Consider the following 14,299-nt stretch of genomic DNA (forward strand, 5'->3'; position numbering starts at 1 on the left):
TACTCGTTAAAAGAAGTTTCATGAATCTGAGCATCTTTACCCTCCTTATATCAAGCAGTATCGGGCTCCTAGCTGCGGCAATTGACTATTTTCATAGAGGAAGCCTAACTGTATCAATATTGATATTTGTTACAGTCGCCCTAATCTGTTATGTCATCTTGCTCAACCTATTCGAACGATTTGTATACAAAAGAATCCGAAATGTATACAAGCTTATCCGCAATCTGAAGTTAGGGAAAGGTCTTAAAGATGCATTAGGCGAACAAATAACGGACGATCCGATCCGTGATGCAGAAAGGGAAGTACAAAATTGGGCTAAACAACGTATATCAGAGCTTGACAAGCTACGGGAACAGGCTAAATTCCGTAAAGAATTTCTTTCCAATATTTCCCACGAATTTAAAACCCCCTTGTTTGCTACCCAAGGCTATGTTGAAACATTACAAGACGGTCTATTGGACGATGATCCTGAAATGGCCAGAAATTTTTTAGAAAAAGCGGCCCGCAATCTTGACCGTCTTAGCTATTTAATACAAGATTTGGATGAGATATCCAAGTTGGAGACAGGTATTATATCCTTAACGTTAGAAAATTTTGATATCGTAGCGCTTATTAAAGAATGTATAGAGGATTTAGAGGGCAAAGCCAAACAACATAATATACGCATTCGATACACCGGTAAGTTAAATCATCCTGTCATCGTCAAAGGGGATCGTAAGCGCGTCCAGCAGGTGCTTATCAATCTATTGGATAATTCCATTAAGTATGGTAAAAAAGATGGCATGACCAGTGTGTCAATTTTTCCATTATTCGAACAAGTTTTGGTAGAAGTGACTGATAATGGTATTGGTATTGATGAAAAAAACCTTTCGCGTGTATTTGAACGTTTCTATCGTACGGATGCAAGCCGTTCGCGCGAAGTCGGCGGTTCAGGTCTGGGTCTGGCGATCGTGAAGCATATTATTGAAGCGCATGAACAGAATGTAAACGTGCGTAGTACAGCGGGTATTGGAACGACATTTGGTTTTACATTGGAAACGCCCAAACATAACTAATATATGATAAACGCATTAAACTTAACATTAACTTAACATTTCATTCATATTTTTGCACAAATTAAAACACTATGTCTTTAAATAGCATTTTTCAGTATTTCGTTCCAAAGGACAAAAAATTTTTCCCTTTGTTTGAACAAGCAGGTGCGAACCTTATCGTGATGGCAAAAGCATTGCAAGAGTCGGTCTATACCACAGACTTGTCCAAACGCGCCGAACTGAATAAAAAGATTGAAGATCTTGAACACAAAGGAGACGACATTACGCATCAAATCCACTTGGAATTAGGCAAAAACTTCATCACACCCTTTGATCGTGAAGATATACATTCGCTTGCGAGTTCGTTGGACGATGTAGCTGACTTTATACAGGGTGCATCCAATCGTATGGAGCTTTATAAGGTGGAAACGCCGAGCCAGGCAATGAAAGAAATAGCGGACTTAATTTTAGAAGCTACAGATCACGTTGCAAAGGCACTTAACGAGTTAAGAGATCTTAAAAATATTCGTAATATCACTGATTCCTGTGTTAGAATCAACAGCGTGGAAAATAAAGCCGATTATATATTTGACAAGGCCATGAGTGAACTTTTCGAATATGAAAAAGATGCAATCACCTTAATTAAGACGAAGGAAGTGCTTTCGGCAATGGAAGATGCGACGGACAAATGCGAAGACGTAGCAAACGTGTTAGAAAGTATATTAGTTAAAAATGCCTAGCATTCCCAATATTAAGCAACATAGTATATTATGATGATTTCCACCTTATTGATCGTCGTTGTCGTTTTGGCTATCGCATTCGATTACATCAATGGCTTCCATGATGCAGCCAATTCCATCGCAACGGTCGTATCAACTAAAGTATTAACACCTTTTATGGCTGTACTATGGGCTGCACTATGGAATTTCGCAGCTTATTTCTATTTTACCGACCATAAAGTAGCCAACACGATTGCCAAAACAGTCCTTGAAGAATACATCACACTAGAAGTTATATTTGCTGGTCTAGTGGCTGCCATTTCCTGGAACCTTTTTACCTGGTACTATGGTATTCCTTCCAGTTCGTCACATACCCTTATTGGTGGATTTGCCGGTTCAGGGATGGCTTATGCCTGGTTTATGGGTGCCAATCCGCTTACGGCCGTTAATCAATCTGCAATTTTAAAAATCGCTTCCTTTATCGTCCTGGCGCCAGTCATTGGTATGGTCATCTCGGTTATCATCACCTTGATCATTTTGAATATTGCAAAGAAAGCCCGACCATCAACGGCAGAGAAGTGGTTTAAGGTCGGTCAATTAATTTCTTCGGCGGGACTGAGCTTTGCCCACGGTGGAAACGATGCACAAAAGGTGATGGGTATCATTGCCACTGCTTTGATCGCAGAACAAGTAATCCCGGATTTCGATGCTATGCCCGCGTGGGTACCACTATCATGTTATGCAGCCATTGCTGCGGGAACAATGAGCGGCGGATGGAAAATCGTGAAGACGATGGGCACCAAAATTACCAAAGTAACACCATTGGAAGGTGTTGCTGCAGAAACCGCGGGTGCTGCCACGCTAGGTATAACCGAGCATTTTGGAATCCCGGTATCTACTACACATACGATTACAGGTTCGATTATCGGCGTAGGAGTAGTGAAACGGGTTTCTGCAGTACGGTGGGGAGTTACCATTAGTTTATTGTGGGCATGGATATTGACTATCCCGGTGAGTGCCGTATTAGGGGGAATAACCTTGGCAATTATCCACTTTATACTTTAGTGTGTAAGCGTTAAACTACAAACTGTATTCTTTTATTGATAATCGGATAAAAAAAGTCGAAAAATTTGGGTATTCTAAATAATATCTATACTTTTACGCGGGCAAATTCGTTGTGTAACAACAAATTTGGCTCTTAACATAAAATTTCAACAGCTTCGCTTTTTTTGGCATCGTTATTGTTAATGTTATGTTAAATTTGAAAAAAGGAAACAATTTAAAAATTTTAATAACCTTAAAAACAAGAGTATGAACTATTCTACAATTAAAAAAACAGCTGTTGCAGCGTCTTTAGTAGCCGCATTAGGCTTTGCTGAGCACGCACAAGCGCAAACTCCAACTGTATTTGGTGGAAGATCACAATACAGAACTTGGTCTATCGGTATCCAAGGTGGTATCACTACGCCTAACACAGTTATCGGTGGTAGCAATGCTTTCGGTCAGAAAGTGGGTTACTTCCAAAACAAAGTAGGTGAGTACTACGGTTTGACTATCCGTAAACAATTCTCTCACTTGTTTGGTTTAGAATTGGAAGGTAATCGCGGTAAGATCAAAACGTACAACCATGCTTTATCTGGCCCTGCTACTGAAGGTCCTCACGGTGCAGCTTCTGCAGAAACTGAAGTAAACTGGGCAGGTAGCTTGAACGGTGTATTCCAATTGGGTACGATCGATTTCTTAAGAAGAGAAAATGCAGTTAACTTCTACGCTAAAGTAGGTTTGGGAGTTATGGCGTTTAACCCTGTACAATATTCGGATAATGATTTCCAAAATGTTGCTTGGGACAATAAAGGTAACTGGGGATCTGAAATCTTCGGTGATCGTGAAGCTGTAGGTGACCGTGACTTCCGTCTAGGTATGTATGTACCGGTAGGCGTCGGTGTTAAATTCAAATTATCTGAAGTGGTTGCCTTGAACTTAGGTTACACCATGAACTTCACTGACGAGGCTTGGTTATACGGTCCAAGCAGACAAGGAGATACTAAACAACGTTTCTCTAATGTTTACGGTGGTCTAGAGTTTACTTTAGGTTCTCGTGACAAAGAAAGCTTAACGTTTACAAACCCTGTTTCTACATTGTACGACGAGTTGAAAGATCCTTCATTGCGTAATGAAGTTGAAGCATTGAAACAACGTGTATCTACATTAGAAGGAACTGTTGATCAATTGAGCAAAGACTCTGATGGTGACGGTGTATCTGACAAATTCGATAAATGTCCTAACACGCCTGCTGGTACGCCAGTTGATGGTTCAGGATGTCCTATCAAATTCCCTGAGCAAACTGCACAAAACAACGCAACTCAAGGTGGTTACTACAGTCCTATTCAATTCGAGTTTGATAGCTCTGTATTGAAAACTGAGTCTTACTCAACTTTGGATAAATTGGCTAAAGAATTGCGCGATAACAATTCTTCTGTAAACTTAGATGGTTACGCTTCTGCTGAAGGTACTGAAGCTTACAACATGAATTTATCTAACGACCGTGCGAACGCAGTTAAACAATACCTAGTTAACGCTGGTGTATCTGCTTCAAGCGTAACAGCAACTGGTTACGGTGAAGACAACCCTGTAGCATCTAATGCAACAGAAGAAGGTCGTATCCAAAACCGTCGTGTTGAGATCAAAGTAAAATAAATAATTCCTTCTTAACAGAGAATTATCAAGATAAAAGCCGACCCCTATAATGGGGTCGGCTTTTCTATTTATTATCAATAATTTACGCTATCTTTGCAGAGCAATATGTGAAAATGTGGAAAACAAAATCACTAGTTCTCACATTTTCTTCATAAATTTCTTCTGTGGTGGGGAGTTATAGATTGAGAGAGAACACTTATAGAAAAACGAAAGGAGTGATATGGAAGAAGATTTCGAATTTGGCTCACCGGAAGAACAAAGGCTGTCTGTAGACCGATACGAGGAGATGCTTCGCAATCAGGATCAGTATTTCTTTGATGCAAAGGCCTTTGAAAGTATCATTGAATACTACACAGACAAAAATGATCCCATTAAGGCACTCCAGGTAGCGGAATATGCCAAAAGTCAACATCCCTATGAGTCGACCTTCCTGCTAAAGAAAGCACAGCTTTTTGTTCGGACGAGTCAGTTAGACAAGGCGCTGCAAGAATTGGACAAGGCTACAATATTGGAGCCTAATAGCGGAGAAGCATTCCTCTTAAAAGGGAATATAGCCCTATTACAAGGTGATGTAGAAGAGGGCGAACAACTTTTCCTGTATGCCATTGAATTGGGAGAGGATTCTGCCGAAGCCTATTTCCAAATAGCTGAGCTTTATCAGATTAAGGGTGAATATGAAAAGGCTATAGCTTATCTTAAGAAATCGCTCGAAGCAAACATGGAAAATGACGACGCACTTCATGCCTTAGCATTTTGTTATGAAATCGTAGATAGGCCGGAAGAGAGTGTGACATTCTATAAATCGTTTATAGATTCAGACCCGTACTCGTATGCCGCCTGGTTTAATCTAGGATTAGTATACGAACGAATGGACAACTTTGGAGACGCGATAGACGCCTATGATTACGCTATCCTTATCAATGAGTCTTTTGTTCCAGCTTACTTTAACAAGGGTAATGTACTCGTCAACCTACAAAAATACACAGAAGCCATCGGCGTTTATAAGCAGACTTTTGAATACGAGCGTCCCACTGCCGACGTATATTGTGCCATAGGCGAATGTTATGAAAAGCTAGAGCAGATGGATGAGGCTCGGGAAAATTACAAAAAGGCCGTTAAACTAGATCCGCTTTTGGCAGATGCCTGGTTTGGAATCGGCGTGACCTTAGATTTTGATGACCGATACTTCGAATCGCTCCATTTTTACAAAAAGGCATTGGAGCTTGAAGATACCAATCCAGACTACTGGTTTGCAATTGCAGATGCCCGGTATAAATTAAAACAGTTTGAGGAATCGGAGTTTGCCTATAATAAAGTGGTACAGCTTAATCCCACGGATGTAGAGGCTTGGCTAGACTTTTCCTCCATCTACTTTGAGCAGGGTAAATATGCAGAAGCTATTGACGTCATCGGAGATGCCATTAAGCAGAATCCGGAAGCATCGGATCTCTATTATAGGTTAGTTGCTTATCTATTCGCGCAAGGAAAATATAACGAAGCGCTGAACTTTTTGGAATTGGGATTAGCTACCAATCCAGATAAATTTCACATTCTGTTCGATTATTTACCACAATTACAGGGTAACAAGATTATTGTCGATATCATCAACAAGTATACAAATAACCCATGAAGAAACTTGGACTAATCGGTTATCCTATTTCGCATTCCTTTTCGAAAAAGTTTTATTTGGAAAAGTTTGAACGCGAAAATATTACAGACATTCACTATGATCTGTATCCTATTGAGGATATCTCTGATTTCCCCTCGCTATATGAGCGAGACCCGGCTTTTTATGGGTTCAATGTTACGATTCCGCATAAACGTAATGTCATGCAGTTTTTGAACGAGTTTTCTCCAGAAGCAGCAGAGATCGACGCGGTTAATTGTGTACAGGTACGGTGGCAGGGTGGAAAACCCTTTCTTAAGGGTTTTAATACGGATGCATTCGGATTCGAACAATCATTACGACCTCTTTTAACGCCTCAACATATGAGCGCTTTAGTCCTTGGAAATGGAGGAGCGGCACAGTCTGTGTTTTATGTACTGGGTAAACTTGGTATCGATTTTAAAATCGTCAGTCGAAGTAGTAACAAAGGAGATCTTACTTATCATGATCTTACCGAAGATATTATCGCATCGCATAAGTTGCTCATCAATTGTTCTCCAGTTGGGACTTTTCCTAACGTACTAGATGCACCCGATATTCCATACGATGGGATCGGTTCTGCGCACCTTCTATATGATTTAATATATAATCCGGAAGAAACAACTTTTTTGAAAAAAGGGAAAGAGCGTGGTGCAGCTATCAAAAACGGTCATGAAATGCTAATTTTTCAAGCCGAGAAGAACTGGGAAATCTGGAATCAGGAAGGTGGTTAGGGATTTATTTCTATTTTTGATGGTATGTTAAAGGTACATTCTTTTATATTCAACGCTTTTCAAGAAAACACGTATATCGTATATGACGAGAAGGGTTTATGTGCAATCTTCGATCCTGGCATGTCCAATTATGAAGAGGAAGCTACCTTTGCCTCCTTTATCGAGGAAAATAACTTGAAACCTATTGCACTGTACAATACACATTGCCATATAGATCATGTATTAGGAAACCATTTTATATTTGAGAAATATGGATTGATTCCGCAGTTCCACGAAGGAGAAGTGCCGGTTCTCGTTGCTGTTCAAAACATGGCTCCCATGTATGGCTTTCGATATGAAACCTCCCCCATTGCGGAAACTTTCTTAGAGGAAAGTCAGGTAATAGAAATTGGAAAACACAAGCTCCGTATCTTACTTATTCCTGGGCATTCGCCGGCACATCTGTGTTTCTACTCCGCTCCAGAAGGCTTTGTGATAGGTGGAGACGTGCTTTTCCGCAACAGTATTGGCCGAACAGATTTGCCTGGCGGTGATCATCAACAATTGCTCGACAATATTCGGCAGAAAATGTATACGCTACCCGAAGAGACCGTGGTCTACCCTGGGCACGGCCCTTCCACAACAATAGGATTTGAGAAAGGAACCAACCCATTTGTTAGGGGGTAAAACATGAAGCTATCTCTCTTTTTTGCAAAACGATATTTATTCTCTAAGAAATCAGTAAACGCGATCAACATTATCTCGGCGATCAGCGTTATCGGGGTCTTAGTGAGCAGCGCTGCATTGGTTATCGTTTTATCCTTTTACAATGGTATGGAGAATCTTATCTTGTCTCTATATAGCACGTTTGCGCCCGAACTTCGTATAGAGCCAGCACAAGGTAAGGTATTCGACGCTGGCCAACAGGTTTTTGAAGATTTGCGTAAGAATCGCGATATACAGAGCTATTCAGAGATATTGGAAGATAAGGTGCTGGTTCAATATGATAATCAGCAATTTGTGGCCCAGATCAAAGGGGTAGAACCGCAAAGCCTCTTAAACGTAGATCACCATGGCATGCTATATGCAGGCAGTTTGGAAATTGCAGATAGCATGCCCAAGGCACTGATCGGTGCACAAATACAAGCTAACCTTCGTGTTCCAATTGATGGCTTTGGCAATGACATACAGCTTTTCTCTCCTCGGAAAGGTACTTCAGGAACAAGCATCAACCCGATGGATGACATCAATATTCGTCGGCTTTCCGCCGTTGGTGTGCTCCATTACGAGCCGGGGTTCAATGATCTTATTATTACCCCTATTGGATTTGCAAAGGATCTGCTCAACGAGCACGAATACGTTTCTGCTGTAGAGATCTACACAAAAGATTCTAGCCGTGTAGCCGGTCTGCAAAAAGAAATCCAAAGAAACCTGGGAGACAACTTTCTCGTGAAAAACAGGGAGCAGCAGAACCCTTTATTATATAAAACGGTGCGCTCTGAAAAATGGATAGTCTTTTTTATCCTAACGGTGATTGGTATCATTGCCATATTTAATATTATTGGATCATTGACCATGTTGGTCATTGATAAAAAACAAGATATGATCGTATTGGCTAGTCTTGGAGCAGATAAAACACTTATTCAGCGCATATTTTTTTTAGAGGGAGTGATGATTGCCTTTATTGGTGGGTTGATAGGTATCGGGCTAGGATTTATCTTTTGTTTACTACAGGAGAAATTTGGTATTATTCGTACAGGTGAGGAGGTGAACCCCATCATGGATATCTATCCGGTTGATATACGTATATTGGATTTTATCCTGGTATTTGTTACTGTAATGTTAGTTGCCCTTCTGGTTTCTTACATCTCTTCGTTATTGAGTGTACGAGAACTGAAAAGAGATACAAGCATGCGCTCCGTAGACTAACTAATACTCCAGGCGCTTTCTACTATAGTCTCCCTTGACAATTGAATTTATGAACGAGCCCCACGCGAATGGACTAAATAACGGATTGGCAAAGCGTTGATTTACAGCTTTATTAGACATATTTATATGGCGCTGCATGGAGTTAAATGTCTGAATTTCTTCCGCACTTCTTGGTACCACCTGCGATAGTGCCGCAAGCGCCTCAGGTGATAGACTATTACGAATCCTGGATATATTGTCATCACTGACATCCAATGCCATAAATGCCATGTTGAATTCTTCTATACTAGCCCAAGGAAAAGGCATAACCGCCGGTAACTCGATGACCAAGCTTTTCATATTTATCTTCGCTGTAAACTTATCAGAAGCCGTTTCAGGAATAACGAATTCGGCAGGTTCAAAACCAACTGATGTAAACCTAATCGTGTCCCCCACATGAGCAACAAACGAGAAAAAGCCTTCGTTATTGGCTGCGTGTACTTGGTTGTTATAACTGATATTCGTGACCGTAACAAAAGGCACAGGAAGTTCACCTCCCACAGAACTTATCAGTCCACTGAATTGTACGATTTTCCTTTCTTGAGCTGATATAGTCCCCCATGAGAGAAAGAGAATCAAGGTGAATATATAATAAAATCTTCCCGCCATGTTTCAAATTTATACAATCTTAGTCCAAGAAGGTTGTTAATTTTTGTTAACCCTCCCTACATTGGACTGATGGCATTCGGATCATTCATATCTGTCAAATTGATCGCTTCTACGCTGACGATTTCGGGAACTGCCTTTTTTATTGCTTGTTCCAATCCTGCCTTAAATGTCATAATACTCATGGAACAGTTTGCACAGGTTCCCAACAGCTTCAATTTAACGACATTGTCTGGAGTGATTTCTTCTACAACGACGTTTCCTCCATCAGTTTCCAAATAAGGACGGATGGTATCCAATGCCTGCTCTACGCGCTCTTGTAATGTCATTTCTGTTTAAACCCTTTTATTAAGATGTAAATATAGGCAATTTATTAAAATTATCCTTATCATCGTGTAACAATGCACCGGAATTCAACATTTCATTGACAGAAAAGAAAACCGCGGTTAAAGAATGTTAAACCACTTTGTTTAAGTAGGTTTCAGTATAAAATTGGGTTATCTTGCGCTGCTAAAATTTAATTGAATCTTATTTGAATTTGACGTATCTTTGTAAAATGTTTTTAAATAGACGTATTGTTTCATTATGGGCAGGATTGCTACTAATCGTATTGGTAAGCGGTTGTAAGAGCAAGTTTGAAAAGCTTCGTGCGAGCAATAATATTGCCATGAAATACCAGGAAGCGGTCAAGCTATATGAAAAGAAAAAATACAGTAAAGCTGTCATTCTTTTTGAGGACTTAATGACTAAGTATCGCGGACAGGCTGAAGCGGAAGATCTTTACTATTATACGGCTTATACAAACTACCGTTTAAAAGACTATACCTCGGCCAGGTATCATTTCAAGAACTTTGCGACCACTTATCCGAACAGCCCGAGAGCAGAGGAATGTCGCTTTATGGCGGCATATTGCTTTTATGTAGATTCACCTCGCCCTTCCCTTGATCAAGAGAATACTCGGAAAGCTATAGACGAGCTTCAATTGTTTATAAATCTATACCCAGATGGAGAGCGGGCGGAAGAGGCTGGGCAGTTAATACAAAACTTGCGTGATAAACTGGAGCAAAAAGCTTTTGCTAATGCAAAGTTGTATTATGACATGGGGCAGCCAGATGATTATCGAGCAGCTGTCATCGCCTTCGAGAGTATGCTTAGGCAATACCCGGATACACGATATGCAGAGGAAATCGAGTTTTTGATTTTAAAATCACAATACCTGTTTGCTCAGAACAGTATGCCCTATAGGCAAGAAGCCAGGTTCAATGAAGCAATCGATTATTATCAATCGTTTGTTGAAAGCTACCCGCAAAGTAAATACAAAAAGGAAGCTGACGATTTACGTTCCAGTGCCGAAAAGCAAATTGCTTATGTGGTGAGACGTATGGACGAGATAAACAAAATGCGTGAGGAGCACGAACGGGAGCTGGGTATCACAAAAGAAGCAGCGGCTATAGAAGAAAGTACCTCTGCAATACAATAATTAAATTCGAAATATAATAATACATTTTAAACGATGAGTCAACATAAAAATACTTCTATTCCTTCATCAACGGTAACACGTGATTTGAGACAACTGGACAAAGGCACGCATAATATTTATGAATCTATCGTTGTCATTGCGAAACGTGCTAATCAAATTGCAGTGGATGTAAAAGAAGAATTGAATGGTAAATTGGCAGAATTTGCAACAACCAACGACAACTTAGAGGAGGTCTTTGAAAACCGTGAGCAGATAGAGATATCTAAACATTACGAACGTATGCCTAAGCCTTCTCTTGTGGCAGTAGACGAGTTTTTAAACGACAAAGTTTACTTTAGAAATCCAGCCAAAGAGCAAGAATAAACTGTTCGGGAATGTCGTTAAAGGGCAAAAATATAGTAATTGGTGTATGCGGCGGTATCGCCGCATACAAAATTGCATATCTTGTCCGCCTGTTGGTTAAAGAAAATGCCAACGTACAGGTCTTAATGACACCCGATGCCAAGGAATTTATTACACCACTGACCTTGGCTACCCTGTCTAAACATCCCGTCTTGTCTGATTATATTGATAGACATACAGAGGCTTGGAATAATCATGTAGAACTAGGCCTTCATGCAGATTTACTCGTTATCGCCCCCACCACCGCCAATACATTAAGCAAGATGGCTTATGGAGCATGTGACAACTTGTTGCTAGCCACTTATCTTTCTGCGAAATGTCCTGTTATGTTTGCGCCTGCCATGGATTTGGATATGTGGTTGCATCCGAGTACACAAGAAAATGTCAAACGGCTTCTCGGCTTTGGAAATATCTTGATTGCTCCCAGAAATGGCGAACTTGCAAGTGGTTTGGTAGGCGAGGGAAGGCTCGCAGAACCAGAAGAAATCCTACACCAGATTCAACATTTTTTCAATACTTCATTACCTTTGGACGGCAAGAAAGCGCTTGTATCTGCTGGCCCAACCTACGAAGCGATTGATCCCGTTCGTTTTATAGGAAACCATTCCAGCGGGAAAATGGGATATGCCATTGCATCCGCATTGCAATCGCTCGGTGCATCTGTAACATTGGTTAGCGGTCCTACTCAGCTTCCTACTCCGCTAAATGTTGATCGATATGATGTCACTTCAGCACAAGAAATGCTAACGGCTTGTTCCACCTATTTTGAAACTTCAGACATTATCGTTATGAGTGCTGCTGTAGCCGACTACACACCTATTGAAATCGCATCCCAAAAAATTAAGAAAAAAGATGGAAATCTTGAGATAGCATTACGAAAAACAACAGATATTCTGGCGACGTTAGGTGCAAAGAAAACGACAAAACAGACTCTGGTAGGTTTTGCTTTGGAAACGGAAAATGAACTTCCATATGCGCAAGACAAACTAAAACGCAAGAATCTGGATTATATTGTATTAAATTCTATGCAGGACCAAGGAGCTGGTTTTGCCGGAGATACAAACAAGGTTACTATTATCGGTAAAAAAGGTGAAATCCAACGATTCGAACTAAAAACAAAAAAAGAGGTGGCAGATGATATAGCAGCCCTTATAGTCGCACATCAGGCTGTTATAAATTCATAATTCTAACCTCTTTGGGATAATAATTATTTATTCTATTGGATAATACTTTAATCCATCCTAAGTTTACTCCCTTATACTGAACCAAACACCAACCGGACTTTACTGCAGTGAAGTCTACTCTATCTAAACTTTCTTTGCGCAAAAACTGAAGTGCCACGTCTAATGTTACGTCTTGTACTGCCAAATTTTTCTTTATATGCACACTACACGCGAGATCATGCGATGGCAACAATTCTCTACCGGTCCATTTCCCTATGTTGGTTCCTGCCTGCTTGATATATAAAACCTGTTGAAGCCACTTAATATCATCCTCGTAGTTTTTGGGGATAATATGGATATGATCGCCATGCATAAAATAAGCATGATTTTGGCTTCCTTCTATCCAGTTCGAAACCACATTTGGAGGTACAGCATTCCTTTCAAACTTAGTTTTCTTACGATTAAATGTCAGCTGGCGTTCCTTTTTTTGTAATACGGCGACAAAAAAACCTTCTCCTCTCAGCTTATGAGGATAGAAACGGTATCCTATGGCTTTATGTTTTGCAGATTGCGTTTCTTCTATATCCCAGTCGGAATCACGAGTAATAGAAATTGTTTCAAGTGCATATTCCGTTGATAACCAATCTAAAATATCTTCATTTTCTTCTCTAGAGTAAGAACATGTGGAATAGATTAGATACCCATCTGTAACTAATGCATCCAATGATTCAGCAAGAATCCTCTTTTGTCTGTCGCTACATAATTTGACGTTAGCTAGAGACCATTCATCAACAGCGTTCTGATCTTTACGAAACATTCCAGAACCCGAGCATGGCGCGTCAACTAATAATAAATCAAAGTATCCGGGCAAACGACTGAATGCAGAAGGATCATTGTTTGTTACAACGACATTGGTTGTTCCCCAACGGACGATATTATCCGCCAAAATATTAGCTCTCGACTTGATTACTTCATTGGACACCAATAAACTTTCACTTCCCAAATAGCTTACCAATAGGGTTGATTTACCGCCAGGCGCCGCACATAGATCCAAGGCTCTAATCGAACTATTTTCCAAACCGATCTCCTTTAAAATATGTGCGATAAACATCGAAGAAGCTTCCTGCACATAATAGCATCCGGCATGATATAGAGGATCTAATGTAAAGACAGGGCGTTCAGCCAGATAGTAGCCTTTATCACACCATGGCACGGGGCTCACATTTTCAAATGAAACAGCGTCTTGTTTAAATGAGTTCAAGCGAATAGAGGTAATCTTATCGCCTTGTTGATGTGCTTTATTAAAAGCTTCAGAGTCAAATCCTTCTTCCTCATTCAATCGTTTAACAAGTTCATTAGGCAAAAAATTACTCATCGCTTTATCGTTTAATTCTATTTCTCTGTAAATTTACCACAATATGCAAGGAATCACAAAACAGATAGGAGTAGAATAACTAAATTAATGTACATGAATAACTTTAAAAAATATTATATAGTATCCGCACCCCCGGAAGATATTTATAAAGCGCTAACAACAGAAATTACTATTCGGCTCTGGACGGGAGACGCAGTAGAAATAAATCCTCGGGAAGGCGGCGAATTCTCTATGTGGGATGGTGCTATTGCAGGGAAGTTTATACAACTTGATCCTTATAAGAAAATTGTTCAACAATGGTACTTTGGAGAACAGGAAGAACCTTCCATCGTTACCATCAAACTCCACGAGGATAAAAGAGGCACTTCGTTTGAACTACATCATACTAATATTCCTGATGAGGCTTATGACGATATTGTAGAAGGTTGGAATGACACCTACATGGCATCTCTTATAGAATTTTATGAGGAGTAATAAATAAAAGATGCAAGCAATAC

Annotated in this window: 15 protein-coding genes; 12 read left to right on the forward strand and 3 right to left on the reverse strand. The window is 40.2% G+C overall.

Annotated features, from left to right (window positions below; genetic code table 11):
- Positions 1–20 precede the first annotated feature (20 nt).
- From G5B43_RS18635 to G5B43_RS18670, 8 genes are all read left to right on the forward strand, one after another.
- On the forward strand, positions 21–1,055 hold the full coding sequence (locus tag G5B43_RS18635) for a sensor histidine kinase (protein ID WP_165296315.1): 1,035 nt from the start codon (positions 21–23) through the stop codon (positions 1,053–1,055).
- Positions 1,056–1,126: 71 nt separating this feature from the next.
- Positions 1,127–1,774 (forward strand): DUF47 domain-containing protein, encoded by a 648-nt coding sequence (locus G5B43_RS18640; protein WP_165296316.1) that lies wholly within the window; start codon positions 1,127–1,129, stop codon positions 1,772–1,774.
- Positions 1,775–1,807: 33 nt separating this feature from the next.
- The gene (locus G5B43_RS18645; protein WP_165296336.1) at positions 1,808–2,818 is read left to right on the forward strand and encodes an inorganic phosphate transporter; all 1,011 of its coding nucleotides are present in this window, start codon (positions 1,808–1,810) and stop codon (positions 2,816–2,818) included.
- A 246-nt stretch (positions 2,819–3,064) separates the two neighbouring features.
- Positions 3,065–4,450 carry an OmpA family protein gene (locus tag G5B43_RS18650; protein WP_165296317.1) on the forward strand — a complete coding sequence of 462 codons (1,386 nt, stop codon included), beginning with the start codon at positions 3,065–3,067 and terminating at the stop codon, positions 4,448–4,450.
- Between the two features lie 220 nt (positions 4,451–4,670).
- A complete protein-coding gene (locus G5B43_RS18655) occupies positions 4,671–6,080 on the forward strand; it encodes a tetratricopeptide repeat protein (protein WP_165296318.1) in 1,410 nt (469 codons plus the stop codon).
- Positions 6,077–6,829: a shikimate dehydrogenase family protein gene (locus G5B43_RS18660; RefSeq protein WP_165296319.1), complete on the forward strand. Its 753-nt coding sequence runs from the start codon at positions 6,077–6,079 to the stop codon at positions 6,827–6,829. Before G5B43_RS18655 ends, G5B43_RS18660 begins: the two co-directional genes overlap by 4 nt.
- A 24-nt stretch (positions 6,830–6,853) precedes the next feature.
- The gene (locus G5B43_RS18665; protein ID WP_165296320.1) at positions 6,854–7,495 is read left to right on the forward strand and encodes an MBL fold metallo-hydrolase; all 642 of its coding nucleotides are present in this window, start codon (positions 6,854–6,856) and stop codon (positions 7,493–7,495) included.
- Between the two features lie 3 nt (positions 7,496–7,498).
- On the forward strand, positions 7,499–8,737 hold the full coding sequence (locus G5B43_RS18670; protein ID WP_165296321.1) for an FtsX-like permease family protein: 1,239 nt from the start codon (positions 7,499–7,501) through the stop codon (positions 8,735–8,737).
- Here the strand turns inward: G5B43_RS18670 and G5B43_RS18675 are convergent, their stop codons facing one another.
- A complete protein-coding gene (locus tag G5B43_RS18675) occupies positions 8,738–9,385 on the reverse strand; it encodes a carboxypeptidase-like regulatory domain-containing protein (RefSeq protein WP_165296322.1) in 648 nt (215 codons plus the stop codon). It lies immediately after the preceding gene.
- Between the two features lie 56 nt (positions 9,386–9,441).
- Entirely contained in the window at positions 9,442–9,711 is a 270-nt protein-coding gene (locus G5B43_RS18680) for a NifU family protein (protein WP_165296323.1), read from the reverse strand.
- A gap of 227 nt (positions 9,712–9,938) precedes the next feature.
- On the opposite strand from G5B43_RS18680, the gene G5B43_RS18685 reads away from it, so the two are divergent.
- From G5B43_RS18685 to coaBC, 3 genes are read left to right on the forward strand one after another with little or no spacing between them, the layout of a single operon-like run.
- Positions 9,939–10,862, forward strand: a complete 924-nt coding sequence (locus G5B43_RS18685) for an outer membrane protein assembly factor BamD (RefSeq protein ID WP_165296324.1) — start codon at positions 9,939–9,941, stop codon at positions 10,860–10,862.
- 33 nt (positions 10,863–10,895) lie between these two features.
- Positions 10,896–11,225 (forward strand): DNA-directed RNA polymerase subunit omega, encoded by a 330-nt coding sequence (locus G5B43_RS18690; RefSeq protein ID WP_165296325.1) that lies wholly within the window; start codon positions 10,896–10,898, stop codon positions 11,223–11,225.
- Between the two features lie 11 nt (positions 11,226–11,236).
- On the forward strand, positions 11,237–12,448 hold the full coding sequence (coaBC, locus tag G5B43_RS18695) for a bifunctional phosphopantothenoylcysteine decarboxylase/phosphopantothenate--cysteine ligase CoaBC (RefSeq protein ID WP_165296326.1): 1,212 nt from the start codon (positions 11,237–11,239) through the stop codon (positions 12,446–12,448).
- Here coaBC and G5B43_RS18700 read toward each other — a convergent pair.
- Complete coding sequence (locus G5B43_RS18700; protein ID WP_165296327.1) at positions 12,435–13,802, reverse strand: methyltransferase RsmF C-terminal domain-like protein; 1,368 nt, start codon at positions 13,800–13,802, stop codon at positions 12,435–12,437. The two genes, coaBC and G5B43_RS18700, sit on opposite strands and share 14 nt — an antisense overlap.
- A 93-nt stretch (positions 13,803–13,895) precedes the next feature.
- Here G5B43_RS18700 and G5B43_RS18705 point away from each other — a divergent pair, with 93 nt between their 5' ends.
- Positions 13,896–14,276, forward strand: a complete 381-nt coding sequence (locus tag G5B43_RS18705) for an SRPBCC domain-containing protein (RefSeq protein WP_165296328.1) — start codon at positions 13,896–13,898, stop codon at positions 14,274–14,276.
- The last annotated feature ends 23 nt before the right edge of the window (positions 14,277–14,299 follow it).

This window comes from Sphingobacterium sp. SGR-19, assembly GCF_011043555.1.
Taxonomy (GTDB): Bacteria; Bacteroidota; Bacteroidia; order Sphingobacteriales; family Sphingobacteriaceae; genus Sphingobacterium.

Excerpts from the sequence above, each read along its gene's own strand:
- G5B43_RS18635 (WP_165296315.1), top strand. The coding sequence starts at position 21 with ATGAATCTGAGCATCTTTACCCTCCTTATATCAAGCAGTATCGGGCTC.
- G5B43_RS18640 (WP_165296316.1), top strand. The coding sequence starts at position 1,127 with ATGTCTTTAAATAGCATTTTTCAGTATTTCGTTCCAAAGGACAAAAAA.
- G5B43_RS18645 (WP_165296336.1), top strand. The coding sequence starts at position 1,808 with ATGATTTCCACCTTATTGATCGTCGTTGTCGTTTTGGCTATCGCATTC.
- G5B43_RS18650 (WP_165296317.1), top strand. The coding sequence starts at position 3,065 with ATGAACTATTCTACAATTAAAAAAACAGCTGTTGCAGCGTCTTTAGTA.
- G5B43_RS18655 (WP_165296318.1), top strand. The coding sequence starts at position 4,671 with ATGGAAGAAGATTTCGAATTTGGCTCACCGGAAGAACAAAGGCTGTCT.
- G5B43_RS18660 (WP_165296319.1), top strand. The coding sequence starts at position 6,077 with ATGAAGAAACTTGGACTAATCGGTTATCCTATTTCGCATTCCTTTTCG.
- G5B43_RS18665 (WP_165296320.1), top strand. The coding sequence starts at position 6,854 with ATGTTAAAGGTACATTCTTTTATATTCAACGCTTTTCAAGAAAACACG.
- G5B43_RS18670 (WP_165296321.1), top strand. The coding sequence starts at position 7,499 with ATGAAGCTATCTCTCTTTTTTGCAAAACGATATTTATTCTCTAAGAAA.
- G5B43_RS18675 (WP_165296322.1), bottom strand. The coding sequence starts at position 9,385 with ATGGCGGGAAGATTTTATTATATATTCACCTTGATTCTCTTTCTCTCA.
- G5B43_RS18680 (WP_165296323.1), bottom strand. The coding sequence starts at position 9,711 with ATGACATTACAAGAGCGCGTAGAGCAGGCATTGGATACCATCCGTCCT.
- G5B43_RS18685 (WP_165296324.1), top strand. The coding sequence starts at position 9,939 with ATGTTTTTAAATAGACGTATTGTTTCATTATGGGCAGGATTGCTACTA.
- G5B43_RS18690 (WP_165296325.1), top strand. The coding sequence starts at position 10,896 with ATGAGTCAACATAAAAATACTTCTATTCCTTCATCAACGGTAACACGT.
- coaBC (WP_165296326.1), top strand. The coding sequence starts at position 11,237 with ATGTCGTTAAAGGGCAAAAATATAGTAATTGGTGTATGCGGCGGTATC.
- G5B43_RS18700 (WP_165296327.1), bottom strand. The coding sequence starts at position 13,802 with ATGAGTAATTTTTTGCCTAATGAACTTGTTAAACGATTGAATGAGGAA.
- G5B43_RS18705 (WP_165296328.1), top strand. The coding sequence starts at position 13,896 with ATGAATAACTTTAAAAAATATTATATAGTATCCGCACCCCCGGAAGAT.